This window comes from Caballeronia sp. RCC_10, assembly GCF_041360715.1.
Classification (GTDB): domain Bacteria; phylum Pseudomonadota; class Gammaproteobacteria; order Burkholderiales; family Burkholderiaceae; genus Caballeronia; species Caballeronia grimmiae.
In genome coordinates, this window is record NZ_JBFUPT010000012.1 from 22400 (window position 1) to 42487 (window position 20088).

Annotated in this window: 19 protein-coding genes; 10 read left to right on the forward strand and 9 right to left on the reverse strand. The window is 60.7% G+C overall.

The features are described 5' to 3' along the window. Positions 1 to 88: 88 nt before the first annotated feature. Positions 89 to 1828: an ABC transporter substrate-binding protein gene (locus AB6804_RS20460; protein ID WP_370887991.1), complete on the forward strand. Its 1740-nt coding sequence runs from the start codon at positions 89 to 91 to the stop codon at positions 1826 to 1828. A gap of 331 nt (positions 1829 to 2159) precedes the next feature. Here the strand turns inward: AB6804_RS20460 and AB6804_RS20465 are convergent, their stop codons facing one another. Genes AB6804_RS20465 through AB6804_RS20480 form a run of 4 tightly spaced genes read right to left on the reverse strand, consistent with a single transcriptional unit; the run spans position 2160 to position 5408 of the window. After that, positions 2160 to 2855, reverse strand: coding sequence for a hypothetical protein (locus tag AB6804_RS20465; RefSeq protein WP_370887992.1), 696 nt, complete (start codon positions 2853 to 2855; stop codon positions 2160 to 2162). A 29-nt stretch (positions 2856 to 2884) separates the two neighbouring features. Beyond that, positions 2885 to 3778, reverse strand: a complete 894-nt coding sequence (locus tag AB6804_RS20470; RefSeq protein WP_370887993.1) for a fumarylacetoacetate hydrolase family protein — start codon at positions 3776 to 3778, stop codon at positions 2885 to 2887. 9 nt (positions 3779 to 3787) lie between these two features. After that, positions 3788 to 4600 carry a 2-keto-4-pentenoate hydratase gene (locus tag AB6804_RS20475; RefSeq protein WP_370887994.1) on the reverse strand — a complete coding sequence of 271 codons (813 nt, stop codon included), beginning with the start codon at positions 4598 to 4600 and terminating at the stop codon, positions 3788 to 3790. A gap of 1 nt (position 4601) precedes the next feature. Continuing rightward, positions 4602 to 5408 carry an IclR family transcriptional regulator gene (locus AB6804_RS20480; RefSeq protein WP_370887995.1) on the reverse strand — a complete coding sequence of 269 codons (807 nt, stop codon included), beginning with the start codon at positions 5406 to 5408 and terminating at the stop codon, positions 4602 to 4604. Positions 5409 to 5494: 86 nt separating this feature from the next. On the opposite strand from AB6804_RS20480, the gene AB6804_RS20485 reads away from it, so the two are divergent. The 5 genes from AB6804_RS20485 to AB6804_RS20505 all read left to right on the forward strand — a co-directional run bounded on the left by AB6804_RS20485 (position 5495) and on the right by AB6804_RS20505 (position 10591). Continuing rightward, on the forward strand, positions 5495 to 6928 hold the full coding sequence (locus tag AB6804_RS20485) for an MFS transporter (RefSeq protein WP_370887996.1): 1434 nt from the start codon (positions 5495 to 5497) through the stop codon (positions 6926 to 6928). 118 nt (positions 6929 to 7046) lie between these two features. Further along, entirely contained in the window at positions 7047 to 7499 is a 453-nt protein-coding gene (locus tag AB6804_RS20490; protein ID WP_370887997.1) for a cupin domain-containing protein, read from the forward strand. Positions 7500 to 7564: 65 nt separating this feature from the next. Beyond that, positions 7565 to 8401, forward strand: a complete 837-nt coding sequence (locus AB6804_RS20495; protein ID WP_370887998.1) for a shikimate dehydrogenase — start codon at positions 7565 to 7567, stop codon at positions 8399 to 8401. Positions 8402 to 8519: 118 nt separating this feature from the next. Then, positions 8520 to 9539, forward strand: a complete 1020-nt coding sequence (locus AB6804_RS20500; protein WP_370887999.1) for a Gfo/Idh/MocA family protein — start codon at positions 8520 to 8522, stop codon at positions 9537 to 9539. Next, positions 9536 to 10591: an alpha/beta fold hydrolase gene (locus tag AB6804_RS20505; RefSeq protein ID WP_370888000.1), complete on the forward strand. Its 1056-nt coding sequence runs from the start codon at positions 9536 to 9538 to the stop codon at positions 10589 to 10591. The genes AB6804_RS20500 and AB6804_RS20505 overlap by 4 nt, the downstream gene beginning before the upstream one ends. Positions 10592 to 10986: 395 nt before the next feature. On the opposite strand, the gene AB6804_RS20510 is transcribed toward AB6804_RS20505, so the two are convergent. Both AB6804_RS20510 and AB6804_RS20515 read right to left on the reverse strand, forming a co-directional pair. Further along, complete coding sequence (locus AB6804_RS20510; protein WP_370888001.1) at positions 10987 to 11370, reverse strand: nuclear transport factor 2 family protein; 384 nt, start codon at positions 11368 to 11370, stop codon at positions 10987 to 10989. 207 nt (positions 11371 to 11577) lie between these two features. After that, positions 11578 to 12525, reverse strand: a complete 948-nt coding sequence (locus tag AB6804_RS20515; RefSeq protein ID WP_370888132.1) for a lyase — start codon at positions 12523 to 12525, stop codon at positions 11578 to 11580. Positions 12526 to 13655: 1130 nt separating this feature from the next. Here AB6804_RS20515 and AB6804_RS20520 point away from each other — a divergent pair. From AB6804_RS20520 to AB6804_RS20535, 4 genes are all read left to right on the forward strand, one after another. Further along, positions 13656 to 13931, forward strand: a complete 276-nt coding sequence (locus tag AB6804_RS20520; RefSeq protein ID WP_370888002.1) for a hypothetical protein — start codon at positions 13656 to 13658, stop codon at positions 13929 to 13931. A gap of 67 nt (positions 13932 to 13998) precedes the next feature. Continuing rightward, the gene (locus AB6804_RS20525) at positions 13999 to 14184 is read left to right on the forward strand and encodes a DUF6566 family protein (RefSeq protein WP_370888003.1); all 186 of its coding nucleotides are present in this window, start codon (positions 13999 to 14001) and stop codon (positions 14182 to 14184) included. Positions 14185 to 14279: 95 nt separating this feature from the next. Next, positions 14280 to 15515, forward strand: a complete 1236-nt coding sequence (locus tag AB6804_RS20530; protein ID WP_370888004.1) for an NAD(P)/FAD-dependent oxidoreductase — start codon at positions 14280 to 14282, stop codon at positions 15513 to 15515. Positions 15516 to 15580: 65 nt separating this feature from the next. Then, positions 15581 to 15853: a UBP-type zinc finger domain-containing protein gene (locus tag AB6804_RS20535; RefSeq protein ID WP_370888005.1), complete on the forward strand. Its 273-nt coding sequence runs from the start codon at positions 15581 to 15583 to the stop codon at positions 15851 to 15853. A 67-nt stretch (positions 15854 to 15920) separates the two neighbouring features. On the opposite strand, the gene AB6804_RS20540 is transcribed toward AB6804_RS20535, so the two are convergent. The 3 genes from AB6804_RS20540 to AB6804_RS20550 form a co-directional block, all read right to left on the reverse strand. Next, positions 15921 to 18752 carry an ATP-dependent Clp protease ATP-binding subunit gene (locus tag AB6804_RS20540; protein ID WP_370888006.1) on the reverse strand — a complete coding sequence of 944 codons (2832 nt, stop codon included), beginning with the start codon at positions 18750 to 18752 and terminating at the stop codon, positions 15921 to 15923. A 37-nt stretch (positions 18753 to 18789) separates the two neighbouring features. After that, positions 18790 to 19149, reverse strand: coding sequence for a hypothetical protein (locus AB6804_RS20545; protein WP_370888007.1), 360 nt, complete (start codon positions 19147 to 19149; stop codon positions 18790 to 18792). Between the two features lie 79 nt (positions 19150 to 19228). Continuing rightward, positions 19229 to 19651, reverse strand: coding sequence for a PRC-barrel domain-containing protein (locus tag AB6804_RS20550; protein WP_370888008.1), 423 nt, complete (start codon positions 19649 to 19651; stop codon positions 19229 to 19231). Between the last annotated feature and the right edge of the window lie 437 nt (positions 19652 to 20088).

The window sequence follows — 20088 nt, forward strand, 5'->3', positions numbered from 1 at the left end:
CAACGAAGACTGGCAACTGCCGGATCCGCTGATGCCCCGAGCGGATGCCGACCAGGTGGAAGGGGCACAAAAGACACAGGAGAAGACCATGCATCAGAGGAGACGGATCGTCGCACTGGCATTGGGAAGCATCGTGTCAGGCGCCTTCGCGAGTCAGGCTCTGGCGGGCACGCCTGAGGCGCAGAAATGGGTGGACAGTGAGTTTCAACCAAGCACGCTTTCGAAACAGCAGCAGATGGACGAGATGAAATGGTTCATCGACACCGCAGCGAAACTCAAATCGAAAGGCGTCAAGGAGGTTCATGTCGTGTCGGAAACCATCGACACGCATACGTACGAATCCAAAACGCTCGCCGCCGCGTTTAGTGAAATCACCGGCATTCAGGTCAAGCACGACATCATTCAGGAAGGCGACGTCGTCGAGAAATTGCAGACCTCCATGCAATCCGGGCAAAGCATTTACGACGGCTGGATCTCGGACTCAGACTTGATCGGCACGCACTATCGCTATGGCGTGATCGTTCCGCTCTCCGATTACATGGCAGGCGAAGGTAAGGAATACACCAACCCCGGTCTTGACCTGAAAGACTTTATCGGCACTAGTTTTACGACCGCGCCTGACAAAAAGCTCTATCAGCTTCCCGACCAGCAGTTCGCGAACCTTTACTGGTTCCGCGCGGACTGGTTCGCACGCAAGGATTTCCAGGACAAGTTCAAGGCGAAATACGGCTACGATCTCGGCGTGCCGGTCAACTGGTCGGCGTATGAAGACATCGCCGAATTCTTTACCAACGATGTGAAAAATATCGACGGAGAGAAAGTTTATGGACATATGGATTACGGCAAAAAAGACCCGTCGCTCGGCTGGCGCTTCACGGACGCATGGCTTTCCATGGCGGGCGAAGCCGACAAAGGGATTCCGAACGGCATGCCCGTCGACGAATGGGGCATTCGCGTGACGCCTGACGGCTGTCATCCGGTAGGCGCTTCGGTGTCGCGCGGCGGCGGCACCAACAGCCCGGCAGCGGTCTACGCGACGACCAAGTACATCGACTGGCTCAAGAAATACGCACCGCCGGAAGCGTCGGGCATGACCTTCAGCGAGGCTGGCCCCGTGCCCGCGCAAGGCAAGATCGCGCAACAGGTGTTCTGGTACACCGCGTTCACGGCGTCGATGCTCAAGCCGGGCAACGTCACGAATGCGGACGGCACGCCGAAGTGGCGCATGGCGCCGTCCCCGCATGGCGCTTACTGGAAGGACGGCATGCAGAACGGGTATCAGGACGTCGGTTCGTGGACGTTCTTCAAGTCGACGCCGCCGAACCAGCGAGCCGCCGCGTGGCTGTATGCGCAGTTCGTGACGTCGAAGAGCGTGTCGCTCAAGAAGTCGATTGTCGGTCTCACGTTCATTCGCGACTCCGACATTCATAGCGACTACTTCACGAAAAACGCGGACAAGTACGGCGGCCTGATCGAGTTCTATCGCAGCCCGGCGCGCGTCGCGTGGACGCCGACCGGCAACAACGTGCCGGACTATCCGAAGATGGCGCAACTCTGGTGGAAGAACGTCGGCACGGCTGTCGCCGGTGAAAAGACTCCGCAGGCTGCAATGGACAACCTCGCGAAGGAAATGGACCAGGTGTTGTCCCGTTTGCAGCGGGCCGGGATGAAGGTTTGCGCGCCGGAACTCAATCCGCAAAGCGATCCGTCCAAGTGGCTGTCCGACCAGCACGCGCCGTGGAAGCGGCTTGCCAACGAAAAGCCCAAAGGCGAAACAGTGAAGTATGAGCAACTGCTGTCGGCGTGGAAGGCGGGCAAGGTACGGTAGTATTTCTGACGGTTCTTAGGGCTCTTATGATGGGCGGCGCTTGATAGTGCCGCCCTTTTTTGTGTGTTACTAGACTCTCGGCATGCGGCCCGAGCGATCTTCGACGAGCGAGCTGGTATGAGGCAGCGGCGGAGACAGGGATACTCCGGGACGTTGGTCCGTATCTGCATGCTGCCGGCCTGTTCGTGGAGTTGGGCGACGCTCGTTTTTTCGTCGTCAACATGCCGGCCATCGCACGGCAGGCCGCCGATCAGCAGCCCATCTCTGCCGCCCCGAGACCGGCGGGGCATGCGGAAGTGCCGCCTTCTGCTATTAAAGTACAAACAACGCTTCACCCAGCGCTCCATGGCGTCTTGCAGCGCGTGTACTCGAGTTGATAAAGCGTGCAATCAGGCCTGGCTGTCCCGAGGCCCGGCAGAGCGACGAGTCCGGCATTGAAAGCGTCTACCGCTGCACGCAGGCGGTCAGGGCGGCATCCTTCAATCAAGACGATCCATGTCGGCACTTGTGTGCCGTCAGAACGTGCCCGCTTCTCCGCTGTCTCCACGTTGCTGACTGCCTCATCGGCCAGGCAAAGGTGGACTCCGGTGATGTCCGCCATGTCCACAAGCACTGGCAGGACTCGCTGACGCAGACTCTTCACGACTTCCGTACGCGACGTCGAAGGCACGTCGAAACGCACCGTCACAAGATAGGCGCCTTGTCCGACACCATCGGAATAAGCTACATGGCAGATGGAGCGGGCCACGCTGCGAAACGAGGGGACGACCCGCTTCGTCCACGGAGTCGGCGAATTCAACCGAAGAAGATAGTCTTGCGCGCCGAGCACCTCTACGGTGTCGGCTTCATAGAGATTGAAGTACTCGGGACCCGAGTCCAGCGCAATGTAACGCCGCCCGCGCCTGAACCCAGGGATTCCGGCGCGCTCGGGCATGTGTTCCCGGTTGTGCCACTCGTAGAATTCATCCTTCGCTTCCGGCAGCAGATCATGCCAGATCGCAACGACGCCTGTTCCAGCAAGGCTCATATCCCCTCCTTTTCGCGGATGAAGTTGTCTTATCGTGCCGACGGATACTCGCCACGGCCCCACGCCGCGCCAAGTGCTTCCGAATACGGCACGACCTTCTGCGTTTGCTCGCCGAGTCCGCTACCGCCCAGGGTCATCGTATCGCCCGCTTTCAGGAAGACAGGCGGCTTTTGACCGAGGCCCACGCCAGGCGGAGTTCCGGTGATGATGACGTCGCCTGCCATGAGTGGCATGAAACGGCTGAGATACGACACAATATGCGCGACGTCGAAGATCATCGTGCGTGTGTTGCCAGTCTGGCGTCGTGCGCCGTTGACATCGAGCCACAGGTCGAGTACTTGCGGGTCGGGGACTTCATCACGCGTCACGAGCCATGGGCCGAGCGGCGCAAACGATAAGCCGCTCTTGCCCTTGGTCCACTGGCCTTCACGTTCGAGCTGGTATGCGCGCTCGGAAACGTCATTGGCAAGGCAGTAACCCGCCACATGATCCAGCGCGCTTGCTTCGTCGATCTGCCACGCGGGTGTGCCGATCACGACGCCTAATTCCACCTCCCAATCCAGTTTTTGCGCGTCTGTCGGCAAGATAACCGGATCGTTCGGACCGCTGATTGAGCCTGTATGTTTGTTGAACACGACGGGCTCGCGCGGGATCGGCGTATCGGTTTCGGCGGCGTGATCGGAGTAATTCAGGCCGATGCAGACAAGGTTGCGGACGTTTCCAACACAAGCGCCAAGCCGCGTGTGCGCCTCCACGACAGGAAGGCTGTCGAAGTCGAGTCGGCGCAGCTTCTCCAAGGCGGCTGGCGAAACAGTTGTTCCATCGATGTCACCGACGATGCCGCTGAGGTCGCGAATTGCTCCGCTCGAGTCAAGGACACCGGGACGCTCTTGGCCAGGATTGCCAAAACGGACGAGACGCATTAAGTACTCCTATTCAGGGAAGATAAAACGAATGGGCGAGACGCCAAGAGCACCAAATCCAATGTGCAACTGCCGGCCGACCGGCAACTCGAGCACGCCCCCGTAGGAGCCCGTTATCACTGCTTGGCCGGCTCGCAGTCCCAGACCCCGTTCGCTCAGAAAATTGGCTAGCCACACAATGGGCAGGAGGACGTTCCCATCAGGGTGCCGGCCTTCAAGACGCACCGGAGCTTCACCGGCAACAGTCAGGCTGATGGTGAATTCGGCTGGAAGCTGGTCCGGCGTCGCGCCGTCAGAGAGCTCAACGCGCGGCCCGATGACAAGCCCGGCATTGAATAAACCATCCGCCAGCAATTCAGGAAACGTTAGGGACGCCGGATGCGAGTAGCGACTGCCGAGCAATTCGAGCGCGAGGTGCACGTCACCTAAAGCATCGAGCACCTCGGCTTCGCTGTATGCGTCCCTTCGCGGCGGCAAGTCCCGTTTCATAAAACAGGCGAGTTCGGGCTCCGCCTTCACCCTAGACTGCACCGAGCCGGCGGTGAAGGTGCATTCGACGCTGCGGTAGATCAGATTTGCGTAGATCGGCGCGGCGATGACCTTACCTGCTGTCGGCAGCGCGCATTTCCATGCACCGGTTTCGCGCCCGAAGGCATCACTCACCTTTCGCTGAATTGCGAAGCCCTCGTCAACCGTTGAAGGCCGCAGTTCGACGGGCAGGCGGTCTACCTGCGCGCCTTGACAACGCGCTGCAATGAGAATGCTTGCTGCCTTTTCATGCCACGAGGCAACTCGCTGAGAAGCAGGAACGGAGTTCGGCATCTCAGGCCGCCTCGTTGACGCGCCCATCGACGCTTTGTCGCGGCCAGACGGCTCCAAGCTTCGCGGATGCCTCGCGCAGTAGCGCGTAAAAGGCGTCGTATCGCTGCGGCGGTATGCGCAAAACCGGCCCGGCAATGCTCATGGTTCCGACTACCGCGCCGTCAGTCAGCGAGCGCACGGTCACGGCCATCGCGACGACGCCTGGCTCCGCCTCCTCGACGACCAGACCATAGCCGCGCTGCCTGGTCAGTTCAAGCTCCGGTATCAACTGGTCGACGCTAGTGATCGCCTTTGATGTGCCCGCGCCGTTTGGCTTGCCGAGTCCTCCGCGCAATGCGTGCCCGATTGCTTCGTCGTTCGACATTGCCGCCAACCACGCCTTCCCTACTGATGTCGCATGCAATGCGATGGGACTATGCATGGACGGCGAATACATGAGACCGGGCGCCGCGCCCTGAGACGCTGCGAGCCACGCGAGTGTCCCTTCATTGATCACCGTCAGCCGTACTAGCTCGTGGCACTGCGCTGCGACTTCGTCGAGGATCGGCTGCACCAAGCCCGGTAGCCCCAGCCCATGCAGGTACTGCTGACCGAGCAAAGAAAGCTTCAACGTCAAGCGGTACTGGGAAGTCTGCTCATCTTGCTCGGCCCAGCCCTGCTCGCACAGCTGTGCAAGTACTCGATGGGCGGGTCCTTTCTCCAGTTCGAGTTCAGTGGCGATGTCGGACATACGCATCCAGCGCGCCTGGCGCGCTAGCAACTCGATCGCCTGAAGCGAACGGTCAACTGCTCCCTTGACAACTCTCATAATGTAGGTAACATGATTCTTACTGGAACGGTGTTACAACAATAAAGAACGAACGCCGAAAAGTCAATCCAAGACGGAGACAAGTCATGAGTGGAAGCACCCAGGTTGAGGCCCATCGTCAGCGCCAGTCGAAGATAGCCGCGGCCAGCGGCTGGATCGGCTCAGCACTTGAGTACTACGACTTCTTCATATACGCGACCGCAGCGTCGTTGCTTTTTCCGCAGCTCTTCTTCCCCTCGGGTAACCCTACGGTTGCCATCATCGCATCACTGGCAACCTTCGGCGTCGGCTATGTCGCCCGACCGATAGGCGCTATGGTGCTCGGCCATGTCGGCGACCGGCACGGCCGGAAGACAGTGCTTATTTTCTGCATGTTTTTGATGGGCATCTCCACGATGGGCGTGGGCCTGTTGCCGACCTATCAACAGGTCGGCATCTGGGCTCCGTTGCTGCTCGTCATCCTCCGGCTCATTCAGGGCTTTGCCGTCGCAGGAGAGGTTTCCGGCGCCAGCTCCATGATTCTCGAGCATGCGCCGTTCGGCCGACGTGGCTACTTCGCGAGCTTTACCCTTCAGGGGGTGCAAGCCGGGCAACTCCTCGCGGCAGCGGTCTTTTTGCCGTTGGCGCACTTCCTGCCGAGAGATCAGTTCGCCTCCTGGGGATGGCGCATTCCGTTTCTCCTCAGCTTCATCGTTATCATCATGGGGTACATCATTCGCCGCCAGGTTGACGAAACTCCCGCTTTTCGGGAGGAGCAGGCTCACGGCGAAGTGCCTTCGTCACCGGTTGTCGAGGTCCTTCGAGACAGTTGGGACGATGTCTTGCGCGTCGTCTGCATGGCGCTCGTCGCTGTCATCGCGCTTCTTGCTACGGTGTTCGGCGCCGCGTATGCAGTCCAGCCGGCCTACGGTATCGGCTTTCCCGTTGGCGTCTTTCTCTGGATTCCGGTTCTCGGAAACATCTGCTCGGTCATACTGATTCCCTTCGTTGGTAATCTGTCTGACAAGATCGGCCGCAGGCCGCCAGTGCTTGCCGGCGTGCTCAGCGCCGGGCTGCTCTCTTTTGGTTACCTGTACGCCATCAGCATCCACAATCTCTGGCTCACGATAATTCTTGCGGTGCTGATGTGGGGTATCGCCTATCAGGGCTTCAACGGAGTGTTCCCGAGCCTTTTCCCAGAATTATTTCGCACGCGGGTGCGCGTGACAGGGATGGCCATCGGACAAAACGTTGGGACCACGCTCGCGGCACTGACACCCACCCTCTTTGTCGCCGTCGCGCCCCCCGGCACTGCCAACATTCCGCTGAAGATCGGCCTTCTAACGTTCGGTATCTGTCTCGTCGCCGCCTTCGCTGCGTTCACTACACGTGAGACGTATCGGATCCGCCTTGACGATCTTGGCGACCGCGATGCGGTGCCCGTACCCGAAGCCGAGTACGAGCGCGCGCGCGCCGAAGCGATGGCGGGACGAATCGATTCAACCGATGCGCGAGACCTCGCGAATCAGGCCCGATCGTAACTGTTTTGGCATCCTACCTGGTTCGGCAAATGTGTCGGTGCAGCTTGGTTTAAGCCGGACATGAACGATTTGACCGCGGCTCCTGCGAATAGCTTCACGCCGCGCAAAGGAAATGTAAATGCACAACGAAGACACCCCCCGTTACGACGGCCCGCGCGAGCTTGCGCAATCTTTAAGCGCGTTTGCGCGAATCAGTGCGGCCGAAGCGCCCTGGAATCAGGAGGGCCTGCGCGCCGATTCGGAGTACCGCGACCTCGGACTCGCCACGGTAACCAATGGTCGCATCGGGGCGAAGCACATTCGTGCGCTCAAGCCGTTCACCGATCCTACCGGCTGGCACTGGCACGACATGACCGGGCACTACCTGTATGTGTTGCGCGGATCCGTGACGTTCCGTTTCGCCGGAGTAGAGGGCGACGTGACGCTAAACGCCGGTGACGGCCTGTCGCAGCCCGCCGGCGTGCCGCACAACGTGATGTGGCGATCCGACGATCTCGAGGTCATCGAGATCAACGAGCCCGCTGTCTACGGGACGTGGGATCTGGACGTACCGCCGGCACCCTGGAAGTGACTGTCACCGTTCCGGGCAGTCACGGTAAGACTGCGCCATCATCCAACATCGAACACCACGCAGCGATGGATCCACATATCACGGGAAAAGCGCGACTCTATGGGTTAGTGGGCGATCCACTGACGGCAGCTAAGTCGCCACAATTGTTGAACCGGCTCTTTGCTGAACAGCGCGTGGACGCAGCTTGCGTTCCGTTCTGGGTCAAGGCGGAAAACCTGTCCGCGTTTGTCGCCGGCGCACGTGCGATGGGCAATCTCTCCGGCATGCTCGTCACCATGCCTCATAAGCAACGGATGCTGGAATTCGTCGACGAGCTTGATCCGACTGCTCGCCAGGTCGGCGCGCTCAACGTCATCCGTTGCGAGGCAGATGGACGTTGGGTCGGCGCGATATTCGATGGCGTCGGCTGCGTTCTTGGGATGCAGTGGGAAGGCAATCATCCGGCGAATAAATCGGTGCTTCTTGTCGGCGCGGGAGGCGCAGGCAGCGCCATCGCATTCGCGGTCGCGTCCGCAGGCGCTAGCAATCTCACCATATCCGACGCCAACGAGCATCGCGCTGGCGACCTCGCGGCATCTGTTGCTGCCGAGACCGGCTGCGACGCACGTTCGGGGCCGCCCGACCCGCGAGGTTTTGACGTCGTGATTAATGCCACGCCGCTCGGCATGAAAGTGGACGATGCCATGCCGATCGATCCGGAGCGGCTCACGCCTGGCGCCATTGTCGTCGACATCATCAATGCGCCCGAGCCAACGCCGCTTCGACGCGCCGCCCAAGCGCGCGGGTGCCGTACCCAGGACGGGGGACCGATGCATCAAGGACAGGCCCTTTATGCACTCAAATTTCTGGGTTTCGATTACCGCCCCGATGGGCGGCCAGCACCTGAGGACGGCCCGCGATAGACGCCGAATGAAACGCACGACCGTCGAGACAAAACAGTTAGGAAAGCGCGCATAGGCAGACTTTCTACGGTTCGCTTTAGAACTACAAAGTCGTGAGAATTTTCAAAAGGAGACACGCATGAGAGTTGCTTTACTGGAGGTCAGCCATTGGCACGTCCCGCTCTATCTTGATGCGCTGGAAGCGCCGGGGATCGAAGTGGTTGCCGTATCGGATGCGGAGCATGTCAAGGGCGAGGCAATTGCCGCACGATTCGGAAGCAAGCTGTACTCGTCGGCCTATGATTTGCTCGAGCGCGAGGAGGTCGATTTTGCGTTCGTGTTCGGGCGGCATTCGGAGATGCCGGATCTCGCTGAGGCCGTGATCGCGCGTAACATCTCGTTCGCGCTGGAGAAACCATGCGGCGTCAACATGTCGCAAGTCACCAGACTTCGCAAACTGACTGAGCAAGCGAATCTTTATTGCGCCGTGCCATTGATCTTCCGAATGAGCGAGTTGCTCCGCTCGCTGGAAGATGCGGAGGGCCGCGTACCGTCGGACTTCAACTACATGTCCTTCCGTTTCATTGTGGGCCCGCCGAGCCGGTACGAAGCGGCCGGCGCGGGCTGGGCGCTCGATCCCGCGTACTCCGGAGGAGGATCGACAATCAACGTGGCGACTCACTTCATCGACCTGTTCAGATTGCTCACTGGAAAAGAGGTCGCCCGAGTCTCTGCCACGATGAACTCGAGAACGCATCGAGGGGCCGTCGAGGACTATTCGCTGCTGACCATGCAAACCGACGACGGCGTGATCGGTTCGGTGGAAACGGGATATAGCTTTCCCAGTACTCCCGACGAGCAGCGCGAATTCTCGTTCACTTTGGCGTCTGATCGTATATACGCGAAGTCCGCTCCCGACCGAATCGAGATTCGAGAAAGAAACAACCTTTCTGCTGGCACGCGAAGCCGCCGCCTCCAGCTAGAGACTGACATTTACTACCCGTTGTTCGTCAAGCGGGTGCTCACGGAATGCCGTACCGGCGCAAAACCCATCGCGTCATTGCGTGACGCAGAGCTCATGATGCAAGTCATGGACGCGGCCTACGCGTCAGCTCGCCAAGGGGGTGCGCTTCAAACTCTTGAGCCGATTTCAAAGTGACGTATCCGTTAGACGGCACGCTGTTGCTGCAAACAACACATTGCGATGCGGCCGACTATCCTGCGCCACGGGAAGCCGACTGGATCGCGCGAGATTTCCGTTTCAGCACCGGCGACGTGATGCCGGAGGTGCGGCTACACTTCCGAACCATCGGCGACCCGTCCGGAGAGCCTGTCCTCGTCTTGCACGGCACGACAGGCACGGGCGCCAGCATGTTGACACCTGGTTTCGCTGACGAGTTATTTGGCCCCGGGCAACCGCTAGATGCCCACAAGCATCTCATCATCCTCCCGGACGCGCTAGGAGCCGGTGGATCGTCCAAGCCGTCCGACGGACTGCGCACGCGGTTCCCGGCTTATAACTACGACGACATGGTGTTCGCGCAGCACCGGCTTCTCACCGAGCACCTGAACATCCGGCACCTGCGTCTTTTGATCGGCAACTCGATGGGCGGCATGCACGCATGGATCTGGGGTGTGCGCTATCCGGATTTCATGGACGCGCTCGTGCCAATGGCGTCACAACCGACGGAGATGTCCGGCCGCAACTGGATGCTGCGCCGCATGCTCATTGAGATGGTCCGAAACGATCCCGCGTACCGCGGCGGCGACTACACGAGCCAGCCCAGTTCGTTGCGGCGTGCCAGCGCCTTTTTTGCGCTGGCTACCAACGGTGGCACGCTCGCCTGCCAGAAGGCGGCGCCGACAACCGAACTCGCCGATCGGTACGTCGACGACAAGTTGGCCCAGCCGTTCACATCGGATGCCAACGACTTCATATATCAGTGGAGCGCCTCCCGCGGTTATAACCCCGAACCTGACCTAGAATACGTGAAGGCTGCGGTCCTCGCCATCAACGCCGCCGATGACGAACGCTATCCGCCAGAGACTGGCTTGATGGAGCACGCGATGCGGCGTGTGCGCAATGGCCGGCTGCTTTTGATTCCTGCCAGCGAGGATACGTGCGGCCACGGGACGAACGGCCTGGCTCGCTTCTACAAGCGCGAACTGCATGAACTGCTACGAACGGCTCCACGCAGGGTCGCGGAGTGACGCCTCTACGGGCGAACCGCTAAGCTCACCGATTCGAGCCGTCGTTTCGCTGTCGCCTTTAACGTTCACTGCGTAAAGGACGACGGTCGCCGCTGTCGTCGTTTCCGCGCAGCGACTGTCCCATCGCCAACGGCGGCCATTCAGATCGGCGGCAAAATGCGCTCAGCGCCGTTCGAGCAGAGCGCGATTCGGCCCACTCGTTCAGCGCGATGGCCAATACTTTCGTAAGGCACGCGTGGCCCTTCGAGCGTCGATCATTGACGCGTTCTGATTTCGACATGCATTCCGACGGTTCTGCAGAGTCTCCGCAAGGATTCTCTGAACAGCGAATTCGAGCAAGCCAAATCCAGCCGGGGCGACCATTAAGCGATCGAGCCTATCGCCCCAATGCACTGTCACGGGATTTGTTGAACCCACTGGCGCCGCCAATCCGGCGCTTCAAAGGGATCCGAAAAATACTGAGTCTCGTGAATGACCTTGCCGTTGCGGAACTCCATGATGCTTACCGTGTAAGCCGGCCGTCCGTTATAGATGATGGAGTATTCCGTGATCCATAGATCACCTTCTCCCTGAATCCGTCTGACATCGAAACCAGCTGGCTTGGCTGGATGATGACTCCGCAGTGCCTGCAGGTTCATTCGCCCGATAATTCGTTCACCTGACTGTGGATAGTCACAGATGGCATAATCATCGTAAATATCATGTTCTGCGTCTAGATCGCCGGCCGCCGATGCTTGCCAGTGCGCATTCAGGGCTTCGCGTACTTTCTCTTCCTGCATGGAGTGCCTCCGGATATTCACCGCTGCCATCGACTTCTTGGCGCGGGCGAGTTGTGCGTGGCCCGTGCCTCACGGTCCCGCTCGGCGGACTGAGTTCCGCCCCTGCTCGTGAATCTGCCGCAGCGTCATGCCACTAGGAAAATTCAGATGTCGGAATCAAATCCTCTGTTATAGAGTTGCGTGAAGACGGTAACGGCTGCTATGGCGTCACTTGCTGCCGACAACCGCTGCGCCGGATTGGTAGCGCAGCAAGTGGTCGGTCCCCGACTCGGACAGCCAGACTTCTCCCGGCCGGCCCATCATCTGGCGTACGTTCGCGTGTGGGCGCGGCAGCGCAAACATCTCGAATCGCTCCGTTCGTGGATCGAAGCGAACTAGCGCGTTAGCGCTCCATTCGCTGAGCCAGACGATGTCTCTGTCGTCGACGAATATCGCATATACATGGGGATCGGAGCCAGGCAGTTTCCATTCGCGCCACCGATGCGCCGCCGGGTCGAACATCCCCACCTTTCCTGCGCTCCATTCGCTGGTCCAGACGCGTCCTTTCGAATCGGACCATACCCGGCGCGCTCCCTGTTCGGGTGTTGGCGGCTCGATGACTTGCGCGGCACCGCTCACCGGATCGATGCGGCCGAGGTAGCTGCCGGCCAGTGAAGCAAAGTACAAGCTGCCGTCAGGGGTGACACAGATTCCGTAAGCGCCCGGCCCGCGCGGCGCATTGAACACGCGCATGCTGCCGCTTCCCGGGTCGAGCTCACCATAGATTCCCGCTTGTCCGGTAAACCACAGGTGACCGCGTTTGTCGAAAACGGCCGTGTTCAGGTTGGCGTTCTGCCGGTCTTTCGGCAACGGGAAGCGCGTCACAGCGAGTGTCTTCGAATCGACGCGTACGATCGCGTTAAGCCCGCCGTCGGTAATCCATGCAGCGCCATCCGGACCGACGATCACGCCGTGCGGCGCCGATCCGTCGCCTAGCGGGACCTGCTCAATCTTGCCGCTGCGCGGGTCCAACCTTCCTGCTGCGCCTTGTGCCTGCGCGGTGTACCAGACGGCGCCGCCAGCCTCTGGCGCGACATCGTGCGGTGCGCTGCCGGGGGGGACGGCAAACGAGTCGAACGAAGCGGACTGAGCCTGTACTGAGCTTATCGCTAACATGGCGTCAACAAGAACCGACGCAACATATCGGAAGAACCGGGATGTGAAGATCCCCTTCACCGTCGCCGAACCCGCTGCATTTGCGATGTGGATCACGTTCGCCTCCCTAACCAGAATTGCCTTGCCCACTGTTGTCAGCTTGCTGTGGCGCTAACCGGAAGAAATTTCGGGTGGGACGCAGACAAGGCGTGTTGCAGGCATTCATCTGCGATCACAGGGTTGTTCTATGAGTGCAATGATGCAACACGAATAACATTCTAGTTCGTGCGAGCCAAGACCCGCCCACGCACGCGGTAGCCGTATTGTGAAGGCGACTACGCGAATCGACCTTAGCGGAGGTTCGGCCCGGTTCAATAAGATGTCGGAAACATCCCGGCTTGCGGACGTTGACGGCAACCACCACCGATTCTGACCACACCTTCGTGGAGGCATCAACACCCGCGAAGTACATGAACTCGATCAAACTGACGCACTTCAGGACAACGCGACCATGGATGCCGCCGCATCTTGGCCGGGCCACGATCCAACAACGATGTGCGCAAGCGCTCGCAGAAGATATCGGTCGATACAACTGCCGGCCACGCGGCCTGCTGCAGAACTGCATCGAGTTTATGGCGCACGGTTGATCGTAGGCGAGCAAACGCAGCGGTCAAGCGGTACACCGTGCGTCTTGTGTCCCAAACCTGTCTTAGCGGCTGATGGTTCACTGACATATCTGAGTGTCGGCGCGGCATCGAAAAGCCCTTGTGTCCAGTCATTGAAGAAAAGCCAGTCGTCAGAATTCCGTCATGCCACGCTTTCCCGGTCGCTTGATACGACGCAATGAGCCAGCACCTGCTTGATGAAGCCTCACCAACGTCTCCGGCCGAGCGTTCGCAACCTACGACAGGTGATGACAGGACACTCATGCAGCGGATCATCGGCGCTGGGCCGTCGAGCCTCAACGTTGCATGAGAACCAACTAGGAAGATGACAAACTGACAGACTCCGCTTTCGTCACGCACAACGGTCGTCGCGGCTAGCCATCGCACCTACTTTGCCATCAGCGCAGATGCGTTTATCCGTACAGGCACTACACTTCAATCATCTGCGCGCGATCTCCCCGCAAGTCTTTCGCACGACGTAGCTCCGTGTCGACCTTTGCCACTCATGAGGGCAAGCCCATGTCCAAATCGATTCAAACCGCCGAACAGATTCGCGACGAAGCACAACGGCGCGTCGAGCAGCTTGGAACTGACGTTCCCCAACATTTGCGAGTCCGTGTGCCGCTGCCCGAGCGGCATCCGCCCGATGCCTCCGGGCGAAACTGGGACATGCTCGCGCTCAATGAAAGCGGAGCCGACTATCTTCGAGAGGTGAGGCGTGTCATCGAGGACATGCGTACGGAGTTCGTCTTGCCGGATTGAGACGACGTGCGCAGGCCCGTGCGTTCGATGAATCCCAGACGGCGTCCCGGCTGACGTCGGATAGCGTGTGCAGAGACACACGATCGCGCGGCGAGGCTACAAGATCGCGTGCAACCCAGCAGAACGATTCTGCGCATGGCGCGCGAAGGCCGGCGTACCGAATGCTACGAATGCGTTGACCGGGTTTCGTCCCGGGACCGCTAAGCCTGAATGCCGAACCGAGGCCGATACGGTGCGTGACAGCCTCGAATGAAGCCGCGGCGTCATCCATCAAAAGATCGAAGCGCCGGCAAACGCTCTTCGACTGTTAGCTACTCATGTTGCAACACATACATTGGCGAGGCAGACATGGTCAAGATCTATGGACGCATGCGGTCTGCGGAAGGCTATGCGATCCGCGATTTCCTGCATCGTTGCGATATACCCTTCGAGTGGGTCGAACTCAACAACGATGAAGAGGCGGCGAAGCTCGCACACGTGCAGCATCTTGGCGACTCCCGCCTGCCGGTGTGCGAATTCAACGACGGCACGCGACTGGAATGTCCCACGATCCGGCAGATTACCGAAAAGCTCGGCTGGTTCCGCAGCCCGTCACGGTCGGAATACGATCTCGCGATCTATGGCGCCGGGCCGGCGGGGTTAAGCGCAGCGGTCTATGGTGCGTCCGAGGGATTGCGTACGGTGCTGGTGGAGCGCTGGGCCGTCGGTGGGCAGGCCGGCAGCACGTCGAAGATCGAGAACTACCTGGGGTTTCCGGATGGAGTAAGCGGTACGGAGCTCGCGGAGCGGGCTCGCGATCAGGCAGTCCGTTTCGGCGCGGAAATCCTGCTGGCCCGTGCCGGCGTGCGCGCGGAATTCTCGACGGGCAACGGTATCGTCGATCTGGAAGACGGTTCACGGATTACGGCGCGCACGTCGGTGTGCGCGACGGGTGTCGCATACCGGCGGCTCGAATTGCCAGATGAGGCGCGCTTCAGCGGCGCGGGTGTGTACTACGGCGCGGGTGCGAGCGAGGCGTCGCTGGTCCGCGGCGAACACGTGTACATCGTAGGCGGCGGCAATTCGGCCGGGCAGGCCGCGATGCATTTTTCACAGTACGGCAATCACGTCACGATGCTGGTGCGCGATACGTCGCTGAAAAGCACACTGTCGCAGTACCTGATCGACCGCATTTCGGCGGCGCCGAACATCGACGTGCTGACCTGCACGACCGTTACCGGCTTGCACGGCGACGACGTGCTACGCGAAATTACGCTGACCGATCGCCGCAGCGGGCAAGCGCGACGCGTGAAGACGAACTGGCTCTTCGTTTGCATCGGCGGTCTGCCGCAGACCGAATGGGCCAAAGAGGTGGGCGTGGTGCGCGATGAAGCCGGCTATCTCGTGACGGGCCCTGACCTGCACGACACGGACCAAAAGCTGCAATGGCCGCTGGATCGTGAGCCGCTGTACCTGGAAACCAGCATGCCCGGCGTGTTCGCCGCTGGCGATGTCCGCCATGGCTCGATCAAACGTGTAGCAGCCGCCGTCGGCGAAGGCGCCACGGCGGTGGCGCTCGTGCACCGCTATCTTAGCAGCTCATGATGTGTTCACCTAAGTAAGCTGCCGTCCGCTTGGCTCTTTAGCAATCTGATCACCAGGAGGTGACCATGACTCCCACCTGCACACATCTGAATGGAATCCGCGTACTCGAGACCACGAAGCATTATTGCGAGGACTGCGTGAAACTCGGCGACTCCTGGGTGCATCTGCGGCTTTGCATGTCGTGCGGTCATGTTGGGTGTTGCGACTCGTCACCCAATCGTCATGCAAGCGCGCACTATCACGCGACCGGCCACCCACTAGTGCGTTCCATTGAACCGGGCGAATCGTGGATCTGGTGCTATCGCGACGAGGTGATCGCGGGAGAAGTGACACCGTAAGCGGGTACAGCTAGCGGGTACGACTGGCGGCGTTGACTCCGCCGGTCGCACCCGTCGCTTTCAAGCCTCAGGCGGGGGCTACAGCAGGTTTCTTGGCTTCTTTAGCAGTCTTCGATTCCTCCGCCTGCAGCTTCTTCACACGCACTGCCTTGTCGCCGGCATCCCAGCCGATTTCGACGGTATCGCCGCTGCGCACATCGCCTCTTAACAGCGCGTCGGCGAGTTCGGATTCCACTTCCAAACGGATCTTGCGCTTGAGCATCCGCGCGCCGAACTCGGGATCGTAGCCGACCGTGGCCAGATGATCACGCAGTGCATCGTCGAACGACAGCTCGATATTCTGCAACGCCGCCGTGCGCTGTACGCGCTGAAGCTGCAGGTCGACGATTCGGCGGATCTGCTCCTTGCCCAGCGCATGGAACACCACCACTTCATCGACACGGTTGAGGAACTCCGGCTTGAAGTGATGCCGCAGGATTTCCATCAGCCGGTCGCGCAGCGCCGGATAGTCGAGCTGTTTCGAATCGGCCTTCATGTTGTCCTGAATCATCTGCGAGCCGATATTGCTGGTGGCGATGATGATGGTGTTGGTGAAATCCACGAGCCGTCCCTTGCCGTCCGTCAGACGCCCTTCGTCGAATAGCTGCAGCAGGATGTTGTGCACTTCGGAATGCGCCTTCTCGATCTCGTCGAGCAGCACGACACTATACGGGTGACGCCGCACGCGCTCGGTCAACTGTCCGCCCTCTTCGTAACCGACATAGCCGGGAGGCGCGCCGACGAGACGGGCCACCGTATGGCGTTCCGAGTATTCGCTCATATCGATGCGCACGAGTGCGTTCTCGTCGCCGAACACCGCGGCGGCGAGCGCCTTCGCGAGTTCCGTCTTGCCAACGCCTGTCGGTCCGAGAAAGAGGAAACTGGCGATCGGCTTGCCAGCTTCCGTCAATCCCGCGCGGGAAAGCCGCACGGCTTTCGACACGGCCGTTACGGCTTCTTCCTGACCGACAACACGTTCCCTCAAACGGTCTTCCAGACGCAGCAGCTTTTCGCGATCCGCGGCCGTTAGCTCGGACACCGGCACGCCGGTGAGCGAGGACACGATCTGCGCGATGTCCTCCGCCGTGACTTCCTGCGAACTGGTGCCGCGTTCCTTCTTCCAGGCGTCGGTCGACTCCTTCAGGCGAGCTTGCTCGGACGTGATTTTGTCCTGCAACTCCTTCGCCTTGTCGAACTGTTTGGCCGCGCTCGCCGAGTCCTGCTCCTGTCGCAGCCGGCGAATAGTGCCCTCGATACCCTGCAGCGCCTGGGGCCGCGAGTTCGACGAGATGCGCACGCGTGCGGCGGCCTGGTCGAGCAGGTCGATGGCCTTGTCGGGCAGGAAGCGCGCGGCGATATAGCGATCCGACAGCTTCGCCGCGGCCGTGATCGCCTCTTCGGTGATCTTCACCTTGTGATGCGCCTCGAGCCGGTCGCGCAGGCCGCGCAGGATATCGATCGTGTCCTCGACGCTCGGCTCGGGCACATTCACCGGTTGGAAACGCCGTTCGAGCGCCGAATCTTTTTCGATATATTTCTGGTATTCATTGAGCGTGGTTGCACCGATCAGATGCAGCTCGCCGCGCGCGAGCGCCGGCTTGAAAACGTTGCCGATATCGAGCCCGCCTTCGCCGCCGCCCTGACCCGCGCCGACGATCGTATGAAGCTCGTCGATGAAAATGATGAGCCGATCCTGATTCGCGACGATTTCGTCAAGCACCTGCTTGACGCGCTCTTCGAATTCGCCCCGATACTTCGCGCCCGCCACCACGCTGTTGATGTTCAGTTCGAGCACGCGCTTGCCGCGCAGCACTTCGGGGATCTGATCCTGCGCGATGCGTTGCGCCAGTCCTTCGACGATCGCCGTCTTGCCGACGCCCGGCTCGCCGATCAGCACTGGGTTGTTCTTGCGGCGCCGTGCGAGCACTTCGATCGTCGTTTCGATTTCCTTGTCGCGGCCGATCACCGGATCGAGCTTGCCGCGCTTTGCCAGTCCGCTCAGATCGCGTGCGTATTTGTCGAGCGTCGGGGTGGAGGAGCGGCCTTCGACGCTGCCTTCTTCCGCGCCCTGGCCTACCACCTTCACGGTTTTCTGACGCAGCGATTGCGACGTCAGGCCGAGCTTCCGTAGCAGTTCGCCGGCGAAGCCGTCTTCTTCCTCGACTAGGCCAATCAGGATGTGCTCCGGGCCGACATAGCTATGGCCGAGCTCGCGCGACGCCACGAGTGCTTTTTCGAGCGCGCTCTTTGCGCGCGGCGAAACGCCGATTCGAACCTCCTCGCCATCGGATTTGGCCGTACCGCGCGGCGCGTCCCGTTCGATGGTGCGTTTGATTTCTTCGGCATCGAGCTTGAACTCTCGCAGGATTTCGCTGACCACGTTGTTATCGGGCAGCGCGAGCAGCAGATGTTCCGTGTCGACTTCGTTCTTGCCGAACTCGACGGCTTTCTGCGCGGCCGCCTGCAGCCGGTCGAGCCCGCTTTCGCTCAGAAAGCTTTGCAGGTCGACGGCCTCGCGCGCACGCCTGCGCCGGCGAGGGCGGGCGCCGCTGCCGTCTGGACCGCCCGCTGCTTCGGACTGATCGGATGGACCGGCCGAAGCCGTTGCGCGGCCAGGCGCGGAACGTCCTGCCCGCTCCAGGTCCGCGCCGTCATCGTCGAATGGCGACCATCCCTCGTCGAACAGGCGCTGGAACAGCCCGCCGTGGAAAAGCGACTCGAGCGGCGACAGGCTGCGCTGATGGCGTGCCATGAACTCCATGTGATGTTCGTCGCAAAGCATCAACTGACGGCGCTGGCCGTTCTCGGTGATCGTAATCTGTGTAGTCGCCGGTTTGCCGCAAACGATGCATTTGGCCATGATGTTCCTCTAGAGGTTCTGCCCACGCGCTGTGCGTTCACATGTGGGCGAATGGGCTGCCCTTATCCTGGATATCTCCGCCTCGCCGGCGGCTCAGGCCCGGCAGTACGGCGACGATGCGCAGCGCGTCGCCGTCGTCGATCACCTCGAGGCGCGGCGGAAAGCTGCCTGGTCTGAAGTTGCCGAGCCGGTTGCCGAGTAGTCCTGTTCCGCGGAATGCATTGCGTATTTGATCGGCGGGAGGATGCAGGGTGTGAGGCAGCGGCCAGCGTGCCCTATCGAACGATGCCTGCCATGCGGTCACGGCCGCACCCCACCTGAACGGTGCGGGGGCGTGCTGTAAGGCGGCAGGCGCGGCGTTCAGCTTCGCGCCCGCTCCCTCGGGGTCCAGAAGCATCGCTATGCTCCCTGTTTCGATGAGCCGCCGGAGCGGCCAGAAACGTCAGTGACTCGTGCGGCGGCGTTCGCGGCCGATATCAGCTCTTGGCGTATTCGAACTCCGGCAGTTTCTTCAGCGCCTCCTTGTTTGCGCCGACCAAAATTGCCTTCGGCGCCATCTGCTTGAACTGCTGAATGGGGATGGCGACACGGTGCGCCGCCATCCCGAGAAAGCCGCCCACGTCGATGACCGCGACCGAAAGCGAGCCATTGGGCGCGACAATCAGGTCGTCGACGCGGCCGATCTTCTCATTCTTGTCGTTATAGACATCGGCGTGGATCAACTTCGATGCTCGCCAGCCCGTTGCGACCAGTTGCGCTTCGGTGACGGTCACGCCGAGCGTCGTCTTGCCGGCGATGGGCGCATCCTGCGCGGTCGCGCCGCTGGCCGCGAAGCCACCAGCAAATAGCACGAGCACGAGGGTCGACAGCCTTGCGGCCGATGCGAAGATAGTCGTCATGGCGTTTTCCAGAGTAAGCAACACGATATGTGGACGCCGGGCGCAGGACGCGCTCAACAAAGTAGCGGCGCTTCCAACTTGTCGCGAAGGTCGGCGCTCCGCAGGTTCCGTGCGCCGGGGACAAGGGCGGCATCGACAGCACGCCGAAGAACAACGGCAGCTATTCCGTGCGGCCGCGCGTTTTGAGCCGACTTCGGGCGACCAGATCCAGCCCGCCGATGACGACGGCAGCGTGAGACCACAAAACGCAGCGCGAGGGTCCGAGAACTTCCTCCATCGTTGGGTTTCTCGTTCGAATCCCTGGCAGCCGACCATACGGAGTGCGCAATTTGTGCGGCACCTTCGGTCAAGCTTATGTCCGCGAGGCGCGCGCTTCTTCCGGGTTCCTGCGCTGCGGTGTCGGATTTCTGCGGTCGTTGCTCGCTCAGGGATCGAAT

What these genes read in the sequence shown, in the direction of transcription:
- AB6804_RS20460 (WP_370887991.1), top strand. Translation starts at nt 89, where the DNA reads ATGCATCAGAGGAGACGGATCGTCGCACTGGCATTGGGAAGCATCGTG.
- AB6804_RS20465 (WP_370887992.1), bottom strand. Translation starts at nt 2,855, where the DNA reads ATGAGCCTTGCTGGAACAGGCGTCGTTGCGATCTGGCATGATCTGCTG.
- AB6804_RS20470 (WP_370887993.1), bottom strand. Translation starts at nt 3,778, where the DNA reads ATGCGTCTCGTCCGTTTTGGCAATCCTGGCCAAGAGCGTCCCGGTGTC.
- AB6804_RS20475 (WP_370887994.1), bottom strand. Translation starts at nt 4,600, where the DNA reads ATGCCGAACTCCGTTCCTGCTTCTCAGCGAGTTGCCTCGTGGCATGAA.
- AB6804_RS20480 (WP_370887995.1), bottom strand. Translation starts at nt 5,408, where the DNA reads ATGAGAGTTGTCAAGGGAGCAGTTGACCGTTCGCTTCAGGCGATCGAG.
- AB6804_RS20485 (WP_370887996.1), top strand. Translation starts at nt 5,495, where the DNA reads ATGAGTGGAAGCACCCAGGTTGAGGCCCATCGTCAGCGCCAGTCGAAG.
- AB6804_RS20490 (WP_370887997.1), top strand. Translation starts at nt 7,047, where the DNA reads ATGCACAACGAAGACACCCCCCGTTACGACGGCCCGCGCGAGCTTGCG.
- AB6804_RS20495 (WP_370887998.1), top strand. Translation starts at nt 7,565, where the DNA reads ATGGATCCACATATCACGGGAAAAGCGCGACTCTATGGGTTAGTGGGC.
- AB6804_RS20500 (WP_370887999.1), top strand. Translation starts at nt 8,520, where the DNA reads ATGAGAGTTGCTTTACTGGAGGTCAGCCATTGGCACGTCCCGCTCTAT.
- AB6804_RS20510 (WP_370888001.1), bottom strand. Translation starts at nt 11,370, where the DNA reads ATGCAGGAAGAGAAAGTACGCGAAGCCCTGAATGCGCACTGGCAAGCA.
- AB6804_RS20515 (WP_370888132.1), bottom strand. Translation starts at nt 12,525, where the DNA reads ATGTTAGCGATAAGCTCAGTACAGGCTCAGTCCGCTTCGTTCGACTCG.
- AB6804_RS20530 (WP_370888004.1), top strand. Translation starts at nt 14,280, where the DNA reads ATGGTCAAGATCTATGGACGCATGCGGTCTGCGGAAGGCTATGCGATC.
- AB6804_RS20535 (WP_370888005.1), top strand. Translation starts at nt 15,581, where the DNA reads ATGACTCCCACCTGCACACATCTGAATGGAATCCGCGTACTCGAGACC.
- AB6804_RS20540 (WP_370888006.1), bottom strand. Translation starts at nt 18,752, where the DNA reads ATGGCCAAATGCATCGTTTGCGGCAAACCGGCGACTACACAGATTACG.
- AB6804_RS20545 (WP_370888007.1), bottom strand. Translation starts at nt 19,149, where the DNA reads ATGCTTCTGGACCCCGAGGGAGCGGGCGCGAAGCTGAACGCCGCGCCT.
- AB6804_RS20550 (WP_370888008.1), bottom strand. Translation starts at nt 19,651, where the DNA reads ATGACGACTATCTTCGCATCGGCCGCAAGGCTGTCGACCCTCGTGCTC.